Below are 22949 nucleotides of genomic sequence, written 5' to 3'. Positions count from 1 at the left end.
CCCCGGACGGCAGACTCGGACAACCTTTGTCTTCGAGAAGTGAGGTCGGATGATGCGTACGCAGCCGCTGAAGGTGGCGCTGCTCGGTTGTGGTGTGGTCGGCTCCGAAGTGGCCCGCATCATGACGACGCACGCGACCGACCTCGCCGCCCGAATCGGGGCCCCGATCGAGCTCGCCGGCGTGGCCGTGCGCCGGGCCGGGCGCGAGCGCGCGGGCATCGACCCCGCGCTGATCACCACCGACGCGGTGGAACTGGTCAAACGCGACGACATCGACGTGGTGGTCGAGGTGATCGGCGGCATCGAGCCCGCCCGCGGCCTGATCCTGTCCGCGATGGAGCACGGCGCCTCGGTGGTCTCCGCCAACAAGGCGCTGCTGGCCGAGGACGGCTCCACGCTGCACGCCGCCGCCGCGAAACACGGCGTGGACCTCTACTACGAGGCCGCCGTCGCCGGCGCGATCCCGCTGCTGCGTCCGCTGCGCGAGTCGCTCGCCGGGGACAAGGTCGAACGGGTCCTGGGCATCGTCAACGGCACCACCAACTTCATCCTGGACCGGATGGACTCCACCGGTGCGGGCTTCGCCGAGGCGCTCGACGAGGCCACCGCGCTGGGCTATGCCGAGGCCGACCCCACCGCCGACATCGAGGGCTTCGACGCCGCCGCCAAGGCCGCGATCCTGGCCGGTCTGGCGTTCCACACCCGGGTGACCGCCGCCGACGTGTACCGCGAGGGCATCACCGAGGTCAGCGCCGCCGACGTGGCCAGTGCCAAGGCGATGGACTGCGTGGTCAAGCTGCTGGCGATCTGCGAGCGCGGCGCCGACGGGCAGAGCGTGAGTGCCCGCGTGCACCCGGCGATGCTCCCGCGTACGCACCCGCTCGCGTCCGTGCGCGAGGCGTACAACGCGGTCTTCGTCGAGTCCGAGGCGGCCGGCCAGTTGATGTTCTACGGCCCCGGCGCGGGCGGCGCGCCGACCGCGAGCGCGGTGCTCGGCGACCTGGTCGCGGTCTGCCGGAACAAGCTTTCCGGCGCGACCGGGCCCGGCGAGTCGGCCTACGCACAGCTGACCCCGCAGCCGGTGGGCATCGTCCGCACCCGCTACCACCTCAGCCTGGACGTGGCCGACCGGGCCGGCGTGCTGTCCCAGGTGGCCGCGGTATTCGCCCAGCACGACGTGTCCATCGACACGGTCCGTCAACAGGGCCGGGACGGGGATGCCACACTCGTGATCGTCACCCATACCGCGACCGACGCCGCGCTCGCGGCGACCGTCGCCGATCTGCGCGGTATGGACATCGTCCGTGACATCGCCGGCATCATGCGGGTCGAAGGGGAGTAGAGGGACCGTGAGCGCGCTCAAGGAAGGCGTCCGCACCACTCAGTGGCGCGGGGTCATCGAGGAATACCGCGACCGTCTGCCGGTCTCGGTGAACACACCCGTGGTCACCCTGCGTGAGGGTGGTACGCCGCTGGTCCCGGCCCAGGTGCTCTCCGAGCGCACGGGATGTGAGGTTCACCTCAAGGTCGAGGGCGCCAACCCGACCGGGTCCTTCAAGGACCGCGGCATGACGATGGCGATCTCCAAGGCCAAGGAGGAGGGCGCCCGGGCGGTCATCTGCGCGTCCACCGGCAACACCTCGGCCTCCGCCGCCGCCTACGCGGTGCGCGCCGGGATGGTCTGCGCCGTGCTGGTGCCGCAGGGCAAGATCGCGCTGGGCAAGATGGGCCAGGCCCTGGTGCACGGCGCGCGCATCCTCCAGGTCGACGGCAACTTCGACGACTGCCTCACGCTCGCCCGCGATCTGGCCGAAAAGTATCCGGTCGCGCTGGTGAACTCGGTCAACCCGGTCCGCATCGAGGGCCAGAAGACCGCCGCCTTCGAGATCGTCGACATGCTCGGCGACGCGCCCGACATCCACGTGCTTCCGGTGGGCAACGCGGGCAACATCACCGCGTACTGGAAGGGCTACAACGAATACGCGGCCGACGGCCTGTCCGCCCGCCGCCCCCGCATGTGGGGCTACCAGGCGGCCGGTTCGGCACCGCTGGTCAACGGCGCGCCGGTGCTCTCGCCGCAGACGATCGCCACCGCGATCCGGATCGGCAACCCCGCCTCGTGGGACTTCGCGATCGCCGCGCGGGACGAATCGGGGGGCCACATCGAGTCGGTGACCGACCGTCAGATCCTTTCGGCGTATCGCCTCCTGGCCGCGCAGGAGGGCGTCTTCGTCGAGCCGGCGTCCGCCGCGAGTGTGGCCGGATTGCTCCAGGCGGCCGATCAGGGTCGCGTCGACCCGGGCCAGCGGATCGTCTGCACGGTCACCGGCAACGGCCTCAAGGACCCGGACTGGGCGGTGGCCGGCGCGCCCAAGCCCGTCGTGGTCCCGATCGACGCCTCTGCCGCAGCCGCACAACTCGGCCTCGGCTGACCCGCGACACCCATCGGCGGCGCGGACGCCCGCTCCCGGCACCCGGCCGGAAAGCGACCCGCGCCGCCGCACCCCGGCACCGGTAGAAAAATTCGGCCCCGGTCCGGGAAGCCGACTCCGGGAAAGCCGACCCGGCACCCGCCGCCGAAAGCGGTCGCGCCCCACCTTTGCCGTACACGGGAACACACCGGGACGGTCGATGATCATCCGTCGACCGCTCCCGGACCCTTTCGATCCCGATTCCGGTACCAATCCCACGACGCGGTGGTTACGGTGTCCCGCGAGGGAACGCACCTTCGGTAGGCTGATCACCGGACGCGACTTTGCACTCGTTCCGCGGCGCATGTCGCCCGAGTCTCGCGTCTGTTCCTGCCGTTCCGCAGCACCCGCGATTTCCCGAATGCGCCACCGGTTCGGACCGTCCCGTGAAGGTGCCCGGAACTCCACGAGGAGGAGTGTCCACGCGTATGGCCGGCCCCGCATTCCGTGCCGCCCCCGTCCGGGTTCGCATCCCGGCCACGAGCGCCAACCTGGGCCCCGGGTTCGACGCGTTCGGACTCGCGCTCGGACTGTACGACGACGTCGCCGTCCGGGTCGCGGACGAGGGTTTGTCGATCGACATCGCAGGCGAGGGCGCCGACGACCTGTCCCGGGACGAGAACCACCTGGTCGTGCGCGCGGCCTACGCCGCGTTCGAGGCGATGGGCGGCCGACCGCCCGGCCTGGACGTCGTGTGTGCCAACCGCATCCCGCACGGGCGCGGACTGGGCTCGTCCGCTGCGGCCATCTGCGCCGGCGTGATCGCGGCCCGGGCGCTGACGATAGGCGGCGCCGAACGGCTCGACGACGAGGCCACCCTGGCCCTGGCGACCGAGCTCGAAGGCCACCCGGACAACGTCGCGGCGTGCCTGCTCGGCGGCTTCACCATCGCCTGGACCGACGAGGACGGCCCCAAGGCGGTGCGATCGACCCCCGACCGGGGTATATCTCCCGTCGTGTTCGTACCCGCGGTTCCACTGTCCACCGAGGTCGCGCGCGGTCTGCTGCCGGCCAAGGTGACGCATCGCGACGCCTCGGCGAACGCGGGGCGCGCCGGCCTGCTGGTCACCGCGCTGACCTCGCGTCCGGACCTGCTGTTCGCCGCGACCGAGGACCGGCTGCACCAGACCTACCGTGCGCCCGCGATGCCCGCGAGCGCCGAATTGATCGACAAGCTGCGCGCACAGGGGATGGCTGCGGTCGTCTCCGGCGCGGGGCCGACCGTGCTCGCCCTGGTCACGCACGACCGCGTGGACGAGGCGATCGGCAGCGCCGGGCCCGATTGGGTGGTTCGGCAACTGGATGTGGACGGGGCCGGAGCAAGCGTCATGCCACTGGCGTGACCTGCGTACTCGCTGTTCGTTGGCAGTACGCCCGGTAGGCGGGAGCCGGCCCGACGGCGGACCCGGCGTGGCCGGGCGAGCGGTCGGCGACGGTGGTGGGCCCGTTCACTCCACTGCACTACCGCTGGAAAAAAGGGCTGCGCCGGGGGAGCGATGGGGTGGGGGAATGTCTCTTGGGTCCGGTAGTGTTAGCGTCATCACCGCACCAGATCCCCCACCCGCATAGGGTTGGGCGCGTTCGGTGCTCTGTGGCCACGATCCTTTGGGAGTCTCCCCTCCTGCCTGTCCTTCGTGACGAACGTGGCTCCCCGAAACAGACCGGCGGAACCACCGCGCCGCGTCGAGCTCATCCCGGGGACCCGAGGGCTTTTCCTCTCCAGGAAATCGAGCCCCTACAGGAATACGAGCCCCCACAGGCACACATGAGCCCGATCCTCGCAGTACTGGGCACATTTTCGACGATTCCCGCCATCCGGCGGACCACCGCACCGGACCGCACTGGAAGCGGGACGGACAGCACAACCGGTCGCCGAGCCCCCTCAAGGCCGACGCCCGCTCCAGGGAAGGACCCTTCGTGAGCGACACCACCGAACTCATGGACGCAACGCCACAGGCCGCGTCCGCCTCGGGTGACGCGGCTGCCACCGCGGACGCCCCCGCTCCCGCCACGCGGCGCCGCCGCTCGACGGGCACCGGCCTCAACGGCATGGTGCTGGCGGAGCTGCAGCAGGTCGCCACCGGTCTGGGCATCAGCGGCACCGGTCGCATGCGCAAGAGCCAGCTGATCGAGGCCATCCAGGCGAAGCAGGGTGGTTCGGACGCCGCTCCCGCTGCCGCCACGAAGCCCGCCCGGGCCACCCGGGCCAAGGCCGCCGCCGTCGCCGCCGACAACGGCGCGGCGCCCGCCGAGGCCGCCCCGGCAGCAGCGGCGCCCGCCGAGGCACCGGTCGCGGAGGCGCCCACCCGGGCCCGTCGCGCCGCCCGCACGCGGGTCGCGGTCGAGGCACCGCAGATCGAGATTCCCGAGCAGGCCGCCGCCGAGGCGCCCACCAACGGCCGCACCCGGCGTGAGCAGGGCGAGGCGACGGCCGAGGCCACCGAGGCCCCGACCCGCCGCCGCGGCGAGCGCACCGAGCGTGCCGAGCGCCCCGGCGCCGGTGACGACCAGGGCGAGCAGCGCGAGGGCGGCGAGCGGGAAGGCCGCCGCGAGCGTCGCGAGCGCGGCCAGAACCGGCGCGACCGCGGCGAGCGCAACAACGAGCGCGGCGGCGAGCGCGCCGAGCGCCCGGAGCGTGGCGAGCGGGCCGAGCGCGGCGACCGCAACAACAACGAGCGCGGCGAGCGTGGCGAGCGCGGCAACGACCGCGCCGAGCGGGCCGATCGTGGCGGCGAGCGCGGCAAGCAGCAGCAACAGCAGCAGCAGGACAACGACCCGATGGGTCCGGACGACGACTTCGAGGGCGGCGGCCGTCGGCGTCGTGGCCGTTACCGCGACCGCAACCGTCGCCGCGGCGGCCGCGAGGGCTTCGAGACCAACGAGCCCGTGCTGGCCGACGACGACGTCCTGGTGCCCGTCGCGGGCATCCTGGACATCCTCGACAACTACGCCTTCGTGCGGACCTCGGGCTACCTGCCCGGCTCCAACGACGTGTACGTCTCGCTCGCCCAGGTCCGCAAGAACGGCCTGCGCAAGGGTGACGCGATCGTCGGCGCGGTGCGTCAGCCGCGCGACGGCGAGCGTCGGGAGAAGTTCAACGCGCTCGTGCGGCTGGACACGGTCAACGGTATGGAGCCGGAACAGGCGCGGCAGCGCTCCGACTTCAACAAGCTGACCCCGCTCTACCCGCAGGACCGGCTCCGCCTGGAGACCGACTCCAGTGCGCTGACCACGCGGATCATCGACCTCGTGTCGCCGATCGGCAAGGGCCAGCGCGGTCTGATCGTCGCGCCGCCCAAGGCGGGCAAGACGATGGTGCTCCAGGCGATCGCGAATGCGATCACCGTGAACAACCCCGAGTGCCACCTGATGGTCGTGCTCGTGGACGAGCGCCCCGAAGAGGTCACCGACATGCAGCGCTCGGTCAAGGGCGAGGTCATTTCCTCGACCTTCGACCGGCCCGCCGAGGACCACACGATCGTCGCCGAGCTGGCCATCGAGCGGGCCAAGCGTCTGGTCGAGCTGGGCCACGACGTGGTCGTGCTGCTCGACTCGATCACCCGCCTGGGCCGCGCGTACAACCTCGCGGCGCCCGCCTCCGGCCGCATCCTGTCCGGTGGTGTCGACTCGACCGCGCTCTACCCGCCGAAGAAGTTCTTCGGCGCGGCGCGCAACATCGAGAACGGCGGCTCGCTGACCATCCTGGCCACCGCGCTCGTCGAGACCGGCTCGCGGATGGACGAGGTGATCTTCGAGGAGTTCAAGGGCACCGGCAACATGGAGCTCAAGCTCGACCGCAAGCTCGCCGACAAGCGGATCTTCCCGGCGGTGGACGTGGACGCGTCCAGCACCCGCAAGGAAGAGATCCTGATGGCCTCGGACGAACTCGCGGTCGTCTGGAAGCTGCGTCGGGTGCTGCACGCCCTCGACCAGCAGCAGGCCATCGAGCTGCTCCTGGACAAGATGAAGAAGACCAAGAGCAACGGCGAGTTCCTCATGCAGATCCAGAAGACCACGCCGATGCCGAACGACTAGTTCGTTCGACTGCTCGTCTCGACGCACGACAAGACAAAGGCACGGCGTCGGCCGGGAGGGAATGCCACGACCTCGATCGTGGTTGGGCGGTACAGACCCTGATTTGGGTCCGGTCGCCCCCTCCTGGCAGACTGCTCTGTCGGCCCCGGTTCACGTGACGCCCGCTCGGGCGTACGACCCGGCGCCCTCCCGAACCTCAAGGAGACTCCTGTGAAGCCCGACATCCACCCCGAGTACGTGGAGACCACCGTCACCTGTGGCTGTGGCTCGACGTTCACCACGCACAGCACCGCGACCAGCGGCCAGATCCGCGTCGAGGTCTGTTCGCAGTGTCACCCGTTCTACACGGGCAAGCAGAAGATCCTCGACACGGGTGGCCGTGTGGCGCGCTTCGAGAAGCGCTTCGGCAAGCAGCCGGTGGCCGGCAACAAGTAGCGACCCTGCGGCGCCGGAGGAGCGGTGGGCCTTGTCCAAGGTCCGCCCGCTCCTCCGGCGCCGTTCGTTTGTCCGCCCGTCCGGCGTCCCGCCGATCCCGCCACCGTGACACCGATCCCGCCGAGTTCGCGGCCATACCCCAGAGGAGCCCCCCAGTGTTCGAGGCGATGGACGACCTGCTCGCCGAGCACGCCGACCTGGAGCGACAGCTCGCCGATCCGGCCGTGCACACGGACCAGACGCGCGCCCGCAACCTCGGGCGGCGCTACGCCGAACTGGGGCCGATCGTGGACGCCTACCGGCAGTGGTCCAGTGCCGCCGACGACGTCGAGGCCGCCCGCGAACTGGTCGCCGAGGACCCGGACTTCGCCGCCGAGGCGGAGGAGGCCGAGCAGCGCCGCGAGGAGTGCGCGGAGAAGCTGCGCCGGCTGCTCGTGCCGCGCGACCCGGCCGACGACAAGGACGTGATCCTGGAGGTCAAGGCGGGCGAGGGCGGCGAGGAGTCGGCCCTGTTCGCCGGCGACCTGCTGCGGATGTACCTGCGCTACGCCGAGCGGGCCGGCTGGAAGACCGAGATCCTCGAATCCAACGAGTCCGATCTCGGCGGCTACAAGGACGTCCAGGTCGCGGTCAAGACCAAGGGCAACCCCGCACCCGGCGAGGGCGTCTACGCCCGGCTGAAGTTCGAGGGCGGCGTGCACCGCGTCCAGCGTGTGCCCGCCACCGAGTCGCAGGGCCGCATCCACACCTCCGCGGCCGGCGTCCTGGTGTTGCCCGAGGCCGAGGACGTCGAGGTCGAGATCAATGCCAACGACCTGCGCATCGACGTCTACCGCTCGTCCGGCCCCGGCGGCCAGTCGGTCAACACCACCGACTCCGCGGTGCGCATCACGCACCTGCCGACCGGCATCGTGGTCTCCTGCCAGAACGAGAAGAGCCAGCTCCAGAACAAGGAGTCGGCGATGCGCATCCTGCGCGCCAGAATGCTCGCCGCGGCCCAGGAGGAGGCCGACAAGGAAGCCTCCGACGTGCGTCGCAGCCAGGTCCGCACGGTGGACCGCTCCGAGCGCATCCGCACGTACAACTTCGCGGAAAACCGGATTTCCGACCACCGCGTGGGCTACAAGGCGTACAACCTGGACCAGGTGCTCGACGGCGATCTCGATCCGGTCATCCAGGCGTGTGTGGACGCCGACATGGCCGCTCGGCTCGCCCACCAATAACGGAGACGAGATGAATCTGCTGCTCGCCGAGGTGGCCCAGGCCACCCTGCGACTGGCCGACGCGGGCGTTCCCTCTCCGCGCTTCGATGCCGAGGAACTCGCGGCGTTCGTGCACGGCGTCAAGCGCGGCGCCCTGCACACCGTCGCCGACGGCGACTTCGACGCGCGGTTCTGGGAGGCCATCGCGCGCCGGGAGGCCCGTGAGCCGTTGCAGCACATCACCGGGCGCGCGTTCTTCCGCTACCTCGAACTCCAGGTGGGACCCGGCGTGTTCGTGCCCCGCCCGGAGACCGAGGTGGTGGTCGGCTGGGCGATAGACGCGCTGCGCGCGATGGACGTGGCCGAGCCGCTCGTGGTCGACCTGTGCACCGGCTCCGGCGCGATCGCGCTCGCCGTCGCCCAGGAGGTGCCGCGCTCGGTCGTGCACGCGGTCGAGCTGGACCCGGACGCCCACCGCTACGCCACGCGCAACGCGAGCGGCTCGCGGGTGATCCTGCATCGGGGCGACGCGCTCGCCGCGCTGCCGGCCCTGGACGGCACGGTCGACCTGGTGATCAGCAATCCGCCCTACGTGCCGCTGGACGAGCGGGACGAGATGGCGCCCGAGGCCCGCGACCACGATCCCGAACTGGCGCTGTTCTCCGGGCCGGACGGGCTGGACTTCATCCGGATCCTGTCCAAGACCGCCTACCGGCTGCTGCGCCCGGGGGGCCTGGTGGTGGTCGAGCACGCGGACACCCAGGGCGGCGCGGTGCCATGGATCTTCAACGAGGAAGCCGGTTGGGTGGACGCGGCCGACCACCGCGACCTGACCAATCGCCCGCGCTTCACCACCGCCCGCAAGGAAGGCGCGTGAACCGCGCGCCGCGCAGAACCCCCGCAGCACCCGCACCACTGGTACCACCCGTATCGCCTGTACCGCCCGTACCGCTTCAGGAGGTAAGTGCCCGATGAGCCGACGCTACGACTGCTCCGACGCGATGGACCGTGGGCTCGGGCTGCGTGAGGCGACCGGGTCGATCAAGCGCGGCGACCTGGTCGTGCTGCCGACGGACACCCTGTACGGCATCGGCGCGGACGCGTTCACCCCGCACGCCGTGCACGCGTTGCTGGACGCCAAGGGTCGGGGCCGCAACATGCCCTCGCCCGTACTGGTCGGCTCGCCGAACACGTTGCACGGACTGGTCACCGGCTTTCCCGAGGTGGGTTGGGAACTGGTCGACGCGTTCTGGCCGGGCGCGCTCACCATCGTCGCGTTCCACCAGCCGTCGCTGATGTGGGACCTGGGCGATACGCGCGGCACGGTCGCGGTGCGGATGCCGCTGCACCCGGTCGCGATCGAGTTGCTCACCGAGACCGGCCCGCTGGCGGTCAGCAGCGCGAACCGCTCCGGCAATCCGGCCGCGACCACGGTCGACGAGGCCGAGGCCCAGCTCGGCGACTCGGTGTCGGTGTACCTGGACGGCGGCACGTGCCCCTCGACCGCGCCGTCCTCGATCATCGATCTGACCGCCGGCCGCCCCCGGCTGTTGCGTGAGGGCGCCCTGTCGCTGGACACGTTGCGCGAGGTCGTACCCGACCTGGAGGGCGTGAATTGACCCCGCCACCACCCGTGGGGCATTCCTACGGGCCGTACGGGTCCGCGGCCGATTCGTTTCGGATCCTGTTCGTGTGCACGGGGAGCATCTGTCGCTCGCCGATCGCCGAGCGGCTCGCGCGGCTCGGCCTGGAGCGCCGGCTCGCCGCCGACGACGCGGTCCGGCTCAGCGTGCAGAGCGCCGGGACCTGGGGGCACGAGGGTGCGCCGATGGAGCCGCACGCCGCCGAGGTGCTGCTCGAATACGGCGCCGATCCGGGCGACTTCCACGGCCGCGAGCTGCTCGACGAGCACGTCGCCGAGGCGGACCTGGTGCTCACCGCGACGCTCGACCACCGCGCGCACGTGGTGTCCATGGGGCATGCCTCGGGCCTGCGCACGTTCACCCTCAAGGAGTTCACCCGGCTGGTCGCGGTGCTGGAGCGGGCGCCCTACCCCGAGCGTGATCTGGTCCAGCGCGGTCGCTCGTTGGTGCGGGCCGCGGCGGCGCTGCGGGGTCGGTTGGCCGCGCCCGATCCCGAGTGGGACGAGGTGGCCGACCCGTACGGCGCGCCGCTGAGCGTCTTCCGGGCCTGTGCCTCCGACATCGGATCGGCCCTGGACCCGGTGCTCACCGCGCTCACCGGTCACCCCGCGCACAGCCTCTGACCGAGCGTCGGCGCGCGGGCCGTGAGCGGACGCCTCGCGCGGGCGGCAACGGGCCCGAATCGGCCCGCGAAGAGCCTGTCGGTGCCCCGACCCCCGGCCTATGGTGGAGACCGTCCCTGCGGCCTTGAGGAGCAGTCCCATGGGCACTCCCGACTCCACGCCAACTCCCTTCTGGGGGCCGGACTTCGCCGCCCTGCACGAGGCGGATCCGGAGATCGCCGAGGTGCTCCTGGGCGAGTTGGCCCGGCAACGCGGCGGCCTGCAACTGATCGCCGGCGAGAACTTCACCTCCCCGGCGGTGCTGGCCGCACTCGGCAGCACGCTCGCCAACAAATACGCCGAGGGCTACCCCGGACGGCGCTACTACGGCGGTTGCGCCGAGGTGGACCGGGCCGAGGAACTGGGCGTACGCCGGGCCCGCGCCCTGTTCGGCGCCGAACACGCCAACGTGCAGCCGCACTCGGGCACGGCCGCGAACCTGGCGGCCTACGCGGCGGTGCTGGTACCGGGCGACACGATCCTGGCCATGTCGCTGCCGCACGGCGGCCATCTCACCCACGGCTCCCGGGTGAACTTCTCCGGCCGCTGGTTCCACGCGGTCGCCTACGGGGTGCGGGAGAGCGACGAGCGCATCGACTACGACCGGGTCCGGGAGCTGGCTCGGGCGCATCGGCCGCGGCTGATCGTGTGCGGCGCGACCGCATATCCGCGACTTGTCGATTTCGCGGCATTTCGACAGATCGCCGATGAGGTGGGTGCCTACCTGATGGTGGACGCGGCCCACTTCATCGGCCTGGTCGCGGGCGACGCGGTGCCCTCGCCGATCCCGTTCGCGGACATCGTCACCTGCACCACGCACAAGGTGCTGCGCGGTCCGCGCGGCGGGCTGATCCTGTGCCGGGAGGAACTCGCCGACCGGATCGACCGGGCGGTGTTCCCGTTCAGCCAGGGCGGCCCGCACATGCACGCGGTGGCGGCGAAGGCGGTCGCACTGGGCGAGGCGTCGACCCCGGCGTACCGGGTGTACGCACGACGCGTGGTGGCCAACGCGCAGGCCCTGACCCAGGGTTTGCAGGCGGAGGGTCTGCGGGCGGTCTCCGGCGGCACCGACACCCACCTCGCGCTGCTGGACCTGCGCCCGATCGGGGTCAGCGGCAGCGACGCGGAGCGCCGCTGCGAGCGGGCGGGCATCACGCTGAACAAGAACGCGGTCCCGTTCGACCCGGTCAAGCCGATGATCGCGTCCGGGATCCGGGTCGGCACGGCCGCGGTGACCACGCAGGGCATGACCGAGACGGACATGAAGGAGATCGCCCTGCTGATCGGCCGGGCGGTGCGCGAGGACGACGAAGGCGTGCTGCGCGAGGTGCGGGTCGCGGTCGGCGAACTCGTCGCCACCCGTCCGGCGTACCCGCGTCGGTGAGGTGCGTATCCGGCAAACCCGCCCACGGGGTGGCTGGGACCGGGGGGACTGTGGTTACGTGTGGGGCGACGGGCCGGTGGCGGCGCCACCGAGCATTGTGCGATCGTCCCTCGCCGGTGAAGATTGGTGATTCTCCCGGGGAGCGGCGGCACGTCTAGTCTGATGCCCGTGCTGCCGCTGGGATGTGCCGAAGCCGGGGACGGTTGAGTCTTGCGCGAATACCTGCTCACGCTGTTCGTCGCCGCTGCGGTGACCTACCTGCTGACGGGCGCGGTCCGCCGGTTCGCCATCGCCGCGGGCGCGATGCCCGAGATCCGCGCGCGGGACGTGCACAAGGAGCCGACGCCGCGCCTGGGCGGCTTGGCGATGTTCGGCGGATTGTGCGCGGGCCTGCTGGTCGCCCGGCATCTGCCGGTGCTCCAGGACGTGTTCATCTCCTCGACCGACGTGCAGGCACTGCTGTCCGGCTGCACGCTGATCTCGGTGCTCGGGGTGATCGACGACAAATGGGGCGTCGACGCGATCATCAAGCTGCTCGGTCAGGCGCTCGCCGCGGGCGTGATGGTCTGGCAGGGCATCGTCATCCTGTGGCTGCCCATCCCCGGCTACGGCACGGTCGGGCTGACGCCGACCCAGGGCACGTTGCTGACCATCGGGATAGTGGTCATCACGATCAACGCGGTGAACTTCGTGGACGGCCTGGACGGCCTCGCGGCCGGCATGGTGTGCATCGCCGCGCTCGCCTTCTTCGGCTATTCCTACCGGCTCTGGTTCGGGTACGGCGTCTCCAGTGCCGCCGCGCCGACCTTGTTCACCGCGCTGTTGGTCGGGATGTGCCTGGGCTTTCTGCCGCACAACCTGCACCCCGCGCGGATCTTCATGGGCGACTCCGGCTCGATGTTGATCGGCCTGATGCTGGCCGCCGCTGCGGTCACCGTGACCGGTCGGATCGACCCGGGCGCGATCGTCGCGCAAAACGACGGCTCGCTGACCTTCACGACGCACAAGCTGGTGCCGGTCTACATTCCGCTGGTGTTGCCGTTCGCGGTGCTGGTGGTGCCGCTGATGGACCTGGTGATGGCGGTCGGTCGACGCGGCTGGGCGGGGCGCTCGCCGTTCGCCGCGGACAAGGGCCACCTGCACCACCGGCTGCTGGAGATCGGCCACTCGCACAGCCGCGCGGTGCTGATCATGTACTTCTGGTCCGGTTTGATCGCGTCGTTCACCGTGCTCATCTCGGTCCGCCCGGAACGGCGTCCGATCGTCTACGCGGGCCTGGGGCTGATCGTCCTGGGCCTGGTGATCCTGATGTTGCCGTGGTTCAAGCCGCATGTGCCCACCGAGCTGCACCAGGTGGTCCCGCCGCGCTATCGCAGGCTGCGTCGTCGCGGGCGCGGCGCGAACGTTCCGGTCGAGCGGATGGTTCCCGGCGAATCAGACGGCGTACGGCTGAACGGAGCAACCGCCACACCCGCCACAGGCCCCTCACGAAATCCCGCAGACCCCTCCCGACCTGCGGATTTGCCGGTGGGGAGAGGGACGCGAAAGGGTGGTGGAAGGCTGTGAGCTTGTACACACGAACGGGTAAAGCTCTGCTCAAATAGTTTGTGATATCGTTCACGAACCAGGATCAACAGCCGATGAACCCCCAGCAACGAGGGTTCTGATACCTCACGGCCAGTCCCGAGCGTTGCGTCGTTCCGAGCGCTTGGCGGGACGACTGATCCACTCCTTGCCCCCCACTTGATGCCGGAGTCACCGACATGCAGGCCAACGACGTCCGCCTTCTCCGAGGCTCGGTCGTGTTCACGACCGCCGCCGGAGTAATCGCGGCCATCGCGGCTTTCTTCGCGGCCGGTGGCAAAGGACTGCTCGGCGCGGTGTTCGCCACCGTCGTCGTCCTGGCCTTCTTCGCGATCGGCCAGGTCGCGATCGGGCGTATCTCGCGCGACAACCCCTTGATGATGATGAACATGGCGCTCTTCACGTACATCGTGCAGATCCTGCTGCTGGGGTTGGTTTTGTTCCTGTTCAAGGACACCAAGGCATTCGACACGAAGGTGTTCGGACTCACGATTCTCGGGGCCACGCTGGTTTGGGTCGCCTCGCAGGTCTGGATCTTCACCCGACTGAAGATCGCCTATGTCGAACCGGACGGAGAGCGATGACCTACGCACCACGCCGGTCGCACTCGGCACGGGGTTCGCGGGCCGGGTATGTAGACGCGACGCAGGTACTGCTAATGTCCGGGGCGTCATGAGCGAGAGAGGCCCCCGTCCACCGGACCGAGAGAATCGGGCGATGGACGGTGCCGCATGGTCGAGTGTCGGTTACCTGCTGAGCGGCATGCTGTTCTACGGCGGCATCGGCTGGCTGATCGACCGGTGGACGGGCCACTCCGCCCTGTTCCTGCCGATCGGCCTGGTCGTCGGAATCGCTCTGTCCCTGGTTCTTGTCTTTGTCCGCCACGGCAGGTCCTCCTGACCGGGCCCTGTTGCGTGCCGCTCCGTGGCCCTCGCCACGCCGACACATCGAGGTAGCCGAAATCATGCTTCACGACGAAGGAGTCGGTGGTGACTGCTGACGTCCAGACGCTCGCCAGCGAGAGCGGATGTCACCTGTTCTCCGGGTGCGGCTTCCCCTCGCCCGGGCTGAACGTCTTCGAGTTCAAGCCGATCTTCTCCATCGGGGCCTTCGACTTCACGAAGCCGATGTTGCTCGCGCTCATCTCGATGCTGCTGGTGATCGGCTTCTTCTGGTCGGCCTTCGCCAAGCCCAAGATGGTCCCGCGCGGCGCGCAGAACGTCGGCGAGTTGGGCTACCTGTTCGTCCGCGACAACATCTCGCGGGAGACGATGGGAAAGAAGGGCGACCCTTACGTCCCCTTCCTGTTCTCCATCTTCTTCTTCGTCTGGGTCATGAACGTGATGGCGATCATCCCGTTCGCCCAGTTCCCCGCGACCTCGCGCATCGCTTTCCCGGCATCGATCGTCGGCGTCGTGTACGTGACCTACCTCGTCCTCGGTATCAAGAACCAGGGCTTCGTCGGTTACTTCAAGAACATGATGTTCCCGCCCGGTCTGCCGAAGGCGATCTACTTCCTCCTCGCGCCGATCGAGCTGCTCCAGGGTCTGATCACCCGGCCGTTCACCATGGCGGTCCGACTGTTCGCGAACATGTTCGCCGGACACATGCTGATCGTCACCTTCAGCGTCGGCGCCTGGTACCTGCTCGGCTTCCACATCGGGGCGCTCTTCTCGGCGACCTCGTTCATCGTGGTCGTCATCCTGACCGCTTTCGAGCTGATGATTCAGGCGCTGCAGGCGTACATCATCACGCTGCTCGCGGCCTCCTACATCTCCAGCTCGCTCGAAGCCGAGCACTGAGAGACCCCGCAGACCCCTTTCCCTCCTCGACCGTCGTCCGGTGGATCGTCCATCGGCCTCGAAAAAAGGATCAGTTCCCATGATGAACCTCGCCGCCGACGGCGTCTCGGGCAGCCTCGGTTCCATCGGCTACGGCCTCGCCGCGATCGGCCCCGGCATCGGTATCGGCATCATCTTCGGTAACGGTGTCCAGGCCATGGCCCGTCAGCCCGAGGCTGCCGGTCTGGTCCGCCAGAACATGCTGCTCGGCTTCGCCCTCGCCGAGGCGCTCGCCCTCATCGGCGTCGTCATGCCGTTCGTCTACGGCACCTGATCAATCCGCTACGGACGGAAGGTCCTCACACCGTGATTTTCCTCGCCAACAGCGAAGAGAAGATGAATCCTCTTCTCCCGCCGCTCGACGAGATCATCATCGGTGGCGTGGCGTTCCTCATCGTCTTCGGCTTCCTGTGGAAGATGCTCCTTCCCAAGATCGCCAAGACGCTGGCGGACCGTACGGACGCCATCGAGGGCGGTCTCAAGCGCGCCGAAGAGGCGCAGGCCGAGGCCCAGGCCGAGCTGGAGCGCTACCGCGACCAGCTCACCGAAGCCCGTCGTGAGGCCGGTCGCCTCACGGAGGACGCCCGCGAACAGGGTGCAGTCGCCATCGCCGAGATGCGCGCCGAAGGCCAGCGGATCAAGGACGAGATCGTCACCGCCGGCCACACCCAGATCGAGGCCGACCGCAACCAGGCCCAGAACGCGCTTCGTCAGGACGTCGGCCGGCTGGCCGTCGACCTCGCGTCGCGCATCGTCGGGGAGTCGCTCGAGGACGAGGCGCGTCAGCGTCGGGTCGTCGACCGCTTCCTGGAGGAGCTGGAGGCCAAGGCCTCCGCAACGGCGACCTCGGAGAAGGTGCGCTGATGCAGGGCGCCAGCAGGGAATCCCTCGCCGCGGCTCGTGAGCGCCTCGACGCGCTCGCGACCGTGACCGGTACCGACATGGTCGGGTTGGCCCAGGAGCTCGACTCCGTGGTCATCCTGCTCGACCGGACGGTGTCGCTGCGTCGGGTCCTCACCGACTCGACACGTTCCGGGGAGGCCCGCGCGGCCTTCCTGGCCCAGCTCCTCTCCGGTCAGATCTCCGGTACCACGGCGGATCTGCTCGGCGGACTGGTCCGTACCCGCTGGTCGCGGCCGACCGACCTGGTCGACGCGATCGCCGAACTCTCGGTGTCCGCCGAGCTGATCGCCGCCGAGCGCGACGGCAAGCTCGACGAGCTCGAGGACGAGCTGTTCCGCTTCGGCCGGATCGTGGTGGGCGAGCGCGAGCTGCGCTCCGCCCTGACCGACCCGGGTGTGGCGAACGAGCGCAAGGCGGAACTGGTTTCCGGACTGCTGGACGGCCGGGCCCAGCCCGTCACCCGGCGGCTGATCACCAGGCTTGTCGCACACCCCCGTAGCCGTAACCTTGAACACGGGCTCGAGTCGTACGCGCGCCTTGCCGCCGATCGCCGGCGTCGCATGGTCGCGTTGGTCACGGTCGCACTGCCTCTCACCGAGGAGCAGCGCACCCGCTTGGCCGCGGCGCTGGGCCGGATGTACGGCCGCGAGGTCCACCTGAACGTGGAAATCGATGCCGACGTCATCGGCGGGGTCCGCGTGGAGATCGGTGACGACGTCATCGACGGCACCGTGACCACACGTCTCGAAGAAGCGGGCCGACGGCTCGCCGGCTGAGACACCGGACGACAGGGGCGTCGTCGACCGCCCGGGGAAATCCCCGAGCGGCACAGCGACCCCCACAGCAGCACCGCGGTTCCGTACGACAAGCGACGGACAGCGGACCGTTAACCCCACCACCTAGGAGAGCAGGGACACCAGATGGCGGAGCTCACGATCCGGCCGGAGGAGATCCGGGACGCGCTGGAGCGCTTCGTCGCCTCGTACGAGCCGGAGACGGCCGCGCGCGAAGAGGTCGGTACCGTCACCGAGGCGTACGACGGTATCGCCAAGGTCGAGGGCCTGCCCTCGGTCATGACGAACGAGCTGCTCAAGTTCGAGGACGGCACCCTCGGTCTGGCGCAGAACCTCGACGTCCGCGAGATCGGTGTCGTCATCCTCGGTGACTTCAGCGGCATCGAAGAGGGCCAGAAGGTCCGTCGTACGGGCGAGGTTCTGTCGGTACCGATCGGTGACGGCTACCTGGGTCGCGTCGTCGACCCGCTCGGCCAGCCGATCGACGGCCAGGGCGAGATCGCGGCCGAAGGCCGTCGCGCGCTGGAGCTTCAGGCTCCCGGCGTGATGATGCGCAAGTCGGTGCACGAGCCGATGCAGACCGGCATCAAGGCGATCGACGCGATGACCCCGATCGGTCGGGGCCAGCGTCAGCTGATCATCGGCGACCGGCAGACCGGTAAGACCGCGGTCTGCCTGGACACGATCATCAACCAGCGCGACAACTGGCGCTCGGGCGACCCGAAGAAGCAGGTTCGCTGCATCTACGTCGCGATCGGCCAGAAGGGCACGACCATCGCGTCCGTGCGCCGCTCGCTCGAAGAGGCCGGCGCGCTGGAGTACACGACGATCGTCGCCGCCCCGGCGTCCGACCCGGCCGGCTTCAAGTACCTGGCCCCGTACACCGGTTCGGCCATCGGCCAGCACTGGATGTACCAGGGCAAGCACGTTCTGATCGTGTTCGACGACCTGTCGAAGCAGGCCGAGGCGTACCGCGCCGTGTCCCTGCTGCTGCGTCGTCCGCCGGGGCGCGAGGCGTACCCCGGTGACGTCTTCTACCTGCACTCGCGTCTGCTCGAGCGTTGCGCGAAGCTGTCGGACGAGCTCGGCGGCGGTTCGATGACGGGTCTCCCGATCATCGAGACCAAGGCGAACGACGTGTCGGCGTACATTCCGACCAACGTCATCTCGATCACCGACGGTCAGTGCTTCCTGGAGTCCGACCTGTTCCTGCAGGGCGTGCGCCCCGCGGTCAACGTCGGTATCTCGGTTTCGCGAGTCGGTGGCTCGGCGCAGATCAAGGCGATGAAGAGTGTCGCGGGTCGACTTCGTGTCGACCTGGCCCAGTACCGCGAGCTGGCGGCGTTCGCGTCGTTCGGTTCCGACCTGGACGCCACCTCCAAGGCCTCGCTCCAGCGCGGTGCGCGCATGGTCGAGCTGCTCAAGCAGGGTCAGTTCGAGCCGTTCGCGATCGAGCTCCAGGTCGTCTCGATCTGGGCCGGTACCACCGGCAAGCTGGACGACGTGCCGGTGCAGGACATCCGCCGCTTCGAGAAGGAGCTGCACGAGTACGTGCAGCACAAGCACGCGGCCCTGCTGACCGGGATCGTCGAGACCGGCAAGCTGGAAGACGACACCGTGATGGCGCTCACCGACGCGGTGAACTCCTTCAAGCAGACGTTCACCAAGTTCGACGGCGAGCCGTTGATCCAGGACGTGGCGCCTGCCGGGCTGACGAAGGAAGACGTCGGCCAGGAGAAGATCACCCGTCACGTGGCCAAGTCCGAGTAAAGAACGGAGAACCCTGACCAATGGGAGCCCAACTTCGGGTCTACCGGCGTCGGATCCGTTCCGTGTCGGCGACCAAGAAGATCACGCGCGCCCAGGAGCTCATCGCGGCGTCGCGGATCGTGAAGGCGCAGCAGCGCGTCGCGGCCTCCAAGCCGTACGCCGACGAGCTGACGCGCGCCGTTTCCGCGGTCGCCACCTTCTCCAGCACGCAGCACCCGTTGACCACTTCGGTGGAGCGGCCCACTCGGGCCGCGGTGCTGCTGGTAACCAGTGACCGCGGATTCGCGGGCGGCTACAACTCGAATGCCATCAAGGCCGCCGAGCAGCTCACCAAGCTGCTCGAGGACGAGGGCAAGACGGTCAGCCGCTACGTGATCGGGTCCAAGGGCATCGGATTTTTCCAGTTCCGCGACGTGGACCTGGCCGGGCAGTGGAAGGGATTCTCCGACCGCCCCGAGTACTCCGACGCCAAGAAGGTGGCAGGTGAGCTGATCGACGCGTTCGTGACGCCCACCGAGGAGGGCGGTGTGGACGAGATTCATCTCGTCAGCACCGAGTTCGTCTCCATGCTCACGCAGAGCCCGGTCGCGGTGCGGGTGCTCCCGTTGGCGGTCGAGGAGACGGACGAGCCGCCGGCCGGCGGTCCCTTCCCGCTCTATGACTTCGAGCCCTCGGCCGAGGGTGTTCTCGACGCACTGCTGCCGCGGTACGTCGAAAGCCGCATCTTCAACGCCCTGCTGCAGTCCGCCGCTTCCGAGCACGCGGCCCGCCGGCGGGCGATGAAGTCGGCGACCGAGAACGCCGAAGACCTCATCCGGACCCTCTCTCGTCTGGCGAACAACGCTCGCCAGTCCGAGATCACCCAGGAAATCAGCGAGATCGTCGGTGGCGCCAACGCCTTGGCCGACGCGACCGCGGGGAGTGATTAGACATCATGACTGCCACTGTTGAGACGGCCGCTGCCACGGGCCGCGTCGCCCGCGTCATCGGCCCGGTCGTCGACGTGGAGTTCCCCGTCGACGCGATGCCGGAGATGTACAACGCGCTGCACGTCGACTTGGACCTCACGGGCCAGGGCGAGGACGAGGGCAAGACCACCCTCACCCTCGAGGTCGAGCAGCACCTTGCCGACGGCATCGTGCGCGCGATCTCGATGCAGCCGACCGACGGCCTCGTTCGCGGCGCCGTCGTCACGAACACCGGCGCGCAGATCTCCGTCCCCGTGGGCGACGTCACCAAGGGGCACGTGTTCAACGCCCTCGGTGAGGTCCTCGACGTGGACCGGGCGAGCTTCGAGGTGACCGAGCGCTGGCCGATCCACCGCAAGGCGCCGGCCTTCGACCAGCTCGACTCGAAGACCGAGATGTTCGAGACCGGCATCAAGGTCATCGACCTGCTCACCCCGTACGTCAAGGGTGGCAAGATCGGTCTGTTCGGTGGTGCGGGCGTCGGCAAGACGGTGCTCATCCAGGAGATGATCGTCCGTGTCGCCCGTCTGCACGAGGGTGTGTCGGTGTTCGCCGGCGTCGGCGAGCGTACTCGTGAGGGCAACGACCTGATCGAGGAGATGAAGGAAGCGGGCGTCTACGACCAGACGGCGCTCGTCTTCGGCCAGATGGACGAGCCCCCGGGCACCCGTCTGCGGGTGGCGCTGTCGGCCCTGACCATGGCGGAGTACTTCCGCGATGTGCAGGAGCAGGACGTGCTGCTGTTCATCGACAACATCTTCCGGTTCACCCAGGCCGGTTCCGAGGTGTCGACGCTGCTCGGCCGGATGCCCTCCGCGGTGGGTTACCAGCCGACCCTCGCCGACGAGATGGGCACCCTCCAGGAGCGCATCACCTCGACGCGTGGTCACTCGATCACCTCGATGCAGGCGATCTACGTCCCCGCGGACGACCTCACCGACCCGGCCCCGGCGACCACGTTCGCGCACCTCGACGCGCTGACCGTGCTCTCCCGTCCGATCTCGGAGCTGGGCATCTACCCGGCGGTGGACCCGCTGGACTCGACGTCGCGGATCCTGGACCCGCGCTACGTCGCGCAGGACCACTACGACTGCGCGATGCGGGTCAAGAACATCCTGCAGAAGTACAAGGACCTCAAGGACATCATCGCGATTCTGGGCATGGACGAGCTGTCCGAAGAGGACAAGCTCACCGTGCACCGGGCGCGGCGCATCGAGCGGTTCCTGTCGCAGAACACCCACGTGGCGAAGCAGTTCACCGGGCTCGACGGTTCGGACGTCTCGCTGTCCGAGACCGTCGAGGCGTTCAACGCGATCGCCGACGGCAAGTACGACCACGCTCCCGAGCAGGCATTCTTCATGCTCGGTGGGCTGGACGACCTCGAGAAGAAGATCGCCGAGCTCAACAAGGGCTGACGATCGCCTGATCGACGAGGGGCGGTCCCGCATGGGTCCGCCCCTCGTGTCGGTTCCCGACCGCGCCCTTCGGCGTGGCCGGAAACCCGCCGGCGCCTGCGCCGGTTGGAGCCAGGCCCGTCCGGGCCACTATCCTTGGACACCACCCGTCCCGTGAGGGCGGAGGCGAAGACCAGCGTGTCTTCGACCCGACATGAGGAGCCACGTTGGCTGAGCTGCACGTCGAGCTGGTCGCGGCCGACCGCAAGGTGTGGTCCGGCGAGGCCACCATCGTCATCGCACGCACCGCGGACGGCGACATCGGCATCCAGGCCGGTCACCAGCCGGTTCTCGGAGTGCTCGAATCAGGTCCGGTGACGATCCGTCAGGCCGACGGTTCGGTCGTCATCGCGGCGGTCCACGGCGGGTTCATCTCGTTCGCGGACAACAACCTCTCGCTGCTCGCCGAGATCACCGAGCTGGCCGACGAGATCGATGTCGCCCGCGCGGAGCGGGCGCTCGAGCGCGCCGGCGCGGCGAAGGACTCCAGCGCCGAGCGGCGCGCGGAGACGCGGCTGTTGGCCGCCCAGCGGCGGGACTGACAAGGCCAGTCGCAGCACCAGAGCCCGGACCGACACACGGCCGGGACCACTGCTCAACGCGCGAACGAGGAGGTCGATCCGGATGGTCCTCGTTGTGCTGAGCGTGATTCTGGCTGTTGTCGTCGTATTGGTGGTCGGCGTCGCGGCCTTCGCGCTGCGTCGCCGGCTGATCCAGCGACCGGGTGGCACCTTCGATTGTTCGCTTCGCATGCGGCCACCGGTAGTGCCGGCCGGCGAAGCCGGATCGACCACCGCGGCGTCACCCGGGCACCAGGCCCCGGGGGGCGCCGCGTCGTCGTCCCCGGAGCGGGCCGCGGACGCGGCCGAGGGGGACCCGGCGGCGCCGTCGGCCGATCCCGACCACGGCAAGGGCTGGGTCTTCGGGATCGCCCGTTACAGCGGCGACCGGATCGAATGGTTCCGGGTGTTCAGCTACGCGCCGCGACCGCGCCGGGTGTTGCAGCGCGGCGGGATCCACGTGATCGGTCGCCGGGAACCGGCCGGCCAGGAGGAGTTGGCGCTGCTGGCGGGCGCGGTCATCCTGGTCTGCGAACACGACGGCGCGCGGATCGAACTCGCGCTCAGCGACGACGCGTTGACCGGCTTTTTGGCCTGGTTGGAAGCGGCGCCGCCGGGACAACGGGTGAACGTCGCCTAGCAGCGCCGGCCGTTGGCGTCAGCGGTTGGCGCCCGGCACCCACAACACGTCGCCGACCTCGCGGTTCGCGTGCCGCGCCAGGATGAACAGCAGGTCGGACAGGCGGTTGAGGTACTTCACCGTCAGCGGGTTCATCGAGTCGCCGTGTACTTCGAGGGCGGCCCACGTGGTGCGCTCCGCACGGCGGGCGACGGTGCGGGCCTGGTGCAACAGCGCGGCGCCCGGGGTGCCGCCGTTGAGGATGAAGCTGCGCAGCTTCTCCAGGTTCTCGTTGTACTCGTCGCAGGCCGCTTCCAGCGCGTCGATGTAGCCCTGTTCCACCCGCAGCGGCGGGTACTTGGGGTCCTCGACCACCGGAGTGGACAGGTCGGCGCCCAGGTCGAACAGGTCGTTCTGGATGCGGGTCAACAACCGGACCACATCCTCGTCCAGGTTGCCGAGCGAGAGCGCGACGCCGATCACCGCGTTGGTCTCGTCCACGTCGGCGTAGGCCGCGAGTCGAGGATCGGTCTTGGCGGTGCGCGACATGTCCCCGAGCGCGGTGGTGCCGTCGTCGCCGGTGCGGGTGTAGATCCGGGTGAGGTTGACCATGACGGACACCTT

General features: G+C 69.4%; 23 protein-coding genes. 22 read left to right on the top strand and 1 reads right to left on the bottom strand.

The annotated features are described in order from the left end of the window. Nucleotides 1-49 precede the first annotated feature (49 nt). The 22 genes from ACH4U8_RS04625 (at nucleotide 50) to ACH4U8_RS04520 (ending at nucleotide 22346) form a co-directional block, all read left to right on the top strand. On the top strand, nucleotides 50-1342 hold the full coding sequence (locus ACH4U8_RS04625; RefSeq protein ID WP_395775809.1) for a homoserine dehydrogenase: 1293 nt from the start codon (nucleotides 50-52) through the stop codon (nucleotides 1340-1342). Nucleotides 1343-1349: 7 nt separating this feature from the next. After that, entirely contained in the window at nucleotides 1350-2432 is a 1083-nt protein-coding gene (thrC, locus tag ACH4U8_RS04620; RefSeq protein ID WP_395775808.1) for a threonine synthase, read from the top strand. Between the two features lie 467 nt (nucleotides 2433-2899). Then, nucleotides 2900-3814 (top strand): homoserine kinase, encoded by a 915-nt coding sequence (gene thrB, locus ACH4U8_RS04615; RefSeq protein ID WP_360318923.1) that lies wholly within the window; start codon nucleotides 2900-2902, stop codon nucleotides 3812-3814. 574 nt (nucleotides 3815-4388) lie between these two features. Next, nucleotides 4389-6506 carry a transcription termination factor Rho gene (rho, locus tag ACH4U8_RS04610; protein ID WP_395775807.1) on the top strand — a complete coding sequence of 706 codons (2118 nt, stop codon included), beginning with the start codon at nucleotides 4389-4391 and terminating at the stop codon, nucleotides 6504-6506. 210 nt (nucleotides 6507-6716) lie between these two features. Then, entirely contained in the window at nucleotides 6717-6941 is a 225-nt protein-coding gene (rpmE, locus tag ACH4U8_RS04605; RefSeq protein WP_355543038.1) for a 50S ribosomal protein L31, read from the top strand. Nucleotides 6942-7096: 155 nt separating this feature from the next. After that, nucleotides 7097-8164 (top strand): peptide chain release factor 1, encoded by a 1068-nt coding sequence (prfA, locus tag ACH4U8_RS04600; RefSeq protein WP_020549125.1) that lies wholly within the window; start codon nucleotides 7097-7099, stop codon nucleotides 8162-8164. 10 nt (nucleotides 8165-8174) lie between these two features. After that, nucleotides 8175-9020 (top strand): peptide chain release factor N(5)-glutamine methyltransferase, encoded by an 846-nt coding sequence (gene prmC / locus ACH4U8_RS04595; protein ID WP_360318917.1) that lies wholly within the window; start codon nucleotides 8175-8177, stop codon nucleotides 9018-9020. Nucleotides 9021-9114: 94 nt separating this feature from the next. After that, a complete protein-coding gene (locus ACH4U8_RS04590) occupies nucleotides 9115-9762 on the top strand; it encodes an L-threonylcarbamoyladenylate synthase (protein ID WP_360318914.1) in 648 nt (215 codons plus the stop codon). Continuing rightward, nucleotides 9759-10409: a low molecular weight phosphatase family protein gene (locus ACH4U8_RS04585; protein WP_379988075.1), complete on the top strand. Its 651-nt coding sequence runs from the start codon at nucleotides 9759-9761 to the stop codon at nucleotides 10407-10409. Before ACH4U8_RS04590 ends, ACH4U8_RS04585 begins: the two co-directional genes overlap by 4 nt. Before the next feature lie 139 nt (nucleotides 10410-10548). Then, nucleotides 10549-11832 carry a serine hydroxymethyltransferase gene (gene glyA, locus ACH4U8_RS04580; RefSeq protein WP_360318908.1) on the top strand — a complete coding sequence of 428 codons (1284 nt, stop codon included), beginning with the start codon at nucleotides 10549-10551 and terminating at the stop codon, nucleotides 11830-11832. A gap of 210 nt (nucleotides 11833-12042) precedes the next feature. Continuing rightward, on the top strand, nucleotides 12043-13398 hold the full coding sequence (locus ACH4U8_RS04575) for an MraY family glycosyltransferase (RefSeq protein WP_360318906.1): 1356 nt from the start codon (nucleotides 12043-12045) through the stop codon (nucleotides 13396-13398). A gap of 197 nt (nucleotides 13399-13595) precedes the next feature. Then, entirely contained in the window at nucleotides 13596-14000 is a 405-nt protein-coding gene (locus ACH4U8_RS04570) for a hypothetical protein (protein WP_360318904.1), read from the top strand. Nucleotides 14001-14133: 133 nt separating this feature from the next. Beyond that, nucleotides 14134-14316, top strand: a complete 183-nt coding sequence (locus ACH4U8_RS04565; RefSeq protein WP_020549132.1) for an AtpZ/AtpI family protein — start codon at nucleotides 14134-14136, stop codon at nucleotides 14314-14316. A gap of 86 nt (nucleotides 14317-14402) precedes the next feature. Continuing rightward, nucleotides 14403-15218 (top strand): F0F1 ATP synthase subunit A, encoded by an 816-nt coding sequence (atpB, locus tag ACH4U8_RS04560; RefSeq protein WP_360318901.1) that lies wholly within the window; start codon nucleotides 14403-14405, stop codon nucleotides 15216-15218. A 79-nt stretch (nucleotides 15219-15297) separates the two neighbouring features. Continuing rightward, a complete protein-coding gene (gene atpE / locus ACH4U8_RS04555; protein WP_174861358.1) occupies nucleotides 15298-15531 on the top strand; it encodes an ATP synthase F0 subunit C in 234 nt (77 codons plus the stop codon). 32 nt (nucleotides 15532-15563) lie between these two features. After that, a complete protein-coding gene (locus ACH4U8_RS04550; protein WP_020549135.1) occupies nucleotides 15564-16121 on the top strand; it encodes a F0F1 ATP synthase subunit B in 558 nt (185 codons plus the stop codon). Beyond that, complete coding sequence (locus tag ACH4U8_RS04545) at nucleotides 16121-16936, top strand: F0F1 ATP synthase subunit delta (RefSeq protein WP_360318897.1); 816 nt, start codon at nucleotides 16121-16123, stop codon at nucleotides 16934-16936. Before ACH4U8_RS04550 ends, ACH4U8_RS04545 begins: the two co-directional genes overlap by 1 nt. 144 nt (nucleotides 16937-17080) lie before the next feature. Further along, nucleotides 17081-18724, top strand: a complete 1644-nt coding sequence (gene atpA, locus ACH4U8_RS04540) for a F0F1 ATP synthase subunit alpha (RefSeq protein WP_360318894.1) — start codon at nucleotides 17081-17083, stop codon at nucleotides 18722-18724. A 20-nt stretch (nucleotides 18725-18744) separates the two neighbouring features. Beyond that, on the top strand, nucleotides 18745-19653 hold the full coding sequence (locus ACH4U8_RS04535; RefSeq protein ID WP_360318891.1) for a F0F1 ATP synthase subunit gamma: 909 nt from the start codon (nucleotides 18745-18747) through the stop codon (nucleotides 19651-19653). A gap of 5 nt (nucleotides 19654-19658) precedes the next feature. Then, the gene (atpD, locus tag ACH4U8_RS04530) at nucleotides 19659-21107 is read left to right on the top strand and encodes a F0F1 ATP synthase subunit beta (protein WP_360318888.1); all 1449 of its coding nucleotides are present in this window, start codon (nucleotides 19659-19661) and stop codon (nucleotides 21105-21107) included. A gap of 206 nt (nucleotides 21108-21313) precedes the next feature. After that, nucleotides 21314-21688 (top strand): F0F1 ATP synthase subunit epsilon, encoded by a 375-nt coding sequence (locus tag ACH4U8_RS04525; RefSeq protein WP_360318886.1) that lies wholly within the window; start codon nucleotides 21314-21316, stop codon nucleotides 21686-21688. An 82-nt stretch (nucleotides 21689-21770) separates the two neighbouring features. Then, a complete protein-coding gene (locus ACH4U8_RS04520; protein ID WP_360318883.1) occupies nucleotides 21771-22346 on the top strand; it encodes a DUF2550 domain-containing protein in 576 nt (191 codons plus the stop codon). An 18-nt stretch (nucleotides 22347-22364) separates the two neighbouring features. Here the strand turns inward: ACH4U8_RS04520 and ACH4U8_RS04515 are convergent, their stop codons facing one another. After that, nucleotides 22365-22937 carry a cob(I)yrinic acid a,c-diamide adenosyltransferase gene (locus ACH4U8_RS04515; RefSeq protein ID WP_360318880.1) on the bottom strand — a complete coding sequence of 191 codons (573 nt, stop codon included), beginning with the start codon at nucleotides 22935-22937 and terminating at the stop codon, nucleotides 22365-22367. Nucleotides 22938-22949 lie beyond the last annotated feature (12 nt).

Source organism: Embleya sp. NPDC020886 (assembly GCF_044333915.1).
Lineage (GTDB): Bacteria > Actinomycetota > Actinomycetes > Streptomycetales > Streptomycetaceae > Embleya.
This window is presented reverse-complemented; position numbering and strand designations above follow the sequence as displayed.

What these genes read in the sequence shown, in the direction of transcription:
- ACH4U8_RS04625 (WP_395775809.1), top strand. Translation starts at nt 50, where the DNA reads ATGATGCGTACGCAGCCGCTGAAGGTGGCGCTGCTCGGTTGTGGTGTG.
- thrB (WP_360318923.1), top strand. Translation starts at nt 2,900, where the DNA reads ATGGCCGGCCCCGCATTCCGTGCCGCCCCCGTCCGGGTTCGCATCCCG.
- prmC (WP_360318917.1), top strand. Translation starts at nt 8,175, where the DNA reads ATGAATCTGCTGCTCGCCGAGGTGGCCCAGGCCACCCTGCGACTGGCC.
- ACH4U8_RS04590 (WP_360318914.1), top strand. Translation starts at nt 9,115, where the DNA reads ATGAGCCGACGCTACGACTGCTCCGACGCGATGGACCGTGGGCTCGGG.
- glyA (WP_360318908.1), top strand. Translation starts at nt 10,549, where the DNA reads ATGGGCACTCCCGACTCCACGCCAACTCCCTTCTGGGGGCCGGACTTC.
- ACH4U8_RS04570 (WP_360318904.1), top strand. Translation starts at nt 13,596, where the DNA reads ATGCAGGCCAACGACGTCCGCCTTCTCCGAGGCTCGGTCGTGTTCACG.
- ACH4U8_RS04565 (WP_020549132.1), top strand. Translation starts at nt 14,134, where the DNA reads ATGGACGGTGCCGCATGGTCGAGTGTCGGTTACCTGCTGAGCGGCATG.
- atpE (WP_174861358.1), top strand. Translation starts at nt 15,298, where the DNA reads ATGATGAACCTCGCCGCCGACGGCGTCTCGGGCAGCCTCGGTTCCATC.
- ACH4U8_RS04545 (WP_360318897.1), top strand. Translation starts at nt 16,121, where the DNA reads ATGCAGGGCGCCAGCAGGGAATCCCTCGCCGCGGCTCGTGAGCGCCTC.
- atpA (WP_360318894.1), top strand. Translation starts at nt 17,081, where the DNA reads ATGGCGGAGCTCACGATCCGGCCGGAGGAGATCCGGGACGCGCTGGAG.
- ACH4U8_RS04535 (WP_360318891.1), top strand. Translation starts at nt 18,745, where the DNA reads ATGGGAGCCCAACTTCGGGTCTACCGGCGTCGGATCCGTTCCGTGTCG.
- atpD (WP_360318888.1), top strand. Translation starts at nt 19,659, where the DNA reads ATGACTGCCACTGTTGAGACGGCCGCTGCCACGGGCCGCGTCGCCCGC.
- ACH4U8_RS04520 (WP_360318883.1), top strand. Translation starts at nt 21,771, where the DNA reads ATGGTCCTCGTTGTGCTGAGCGTGATTCTGGCTGTTGTCGTCGTATTG.
- ACH4U8_RS04515 (WP_360318880.1), bottom strand. Translation starts at nt 22,937, where the DNA reads ATGGTCAACCTCACCCGGATCTACACCCGCACCGGCGACGACGGCACC.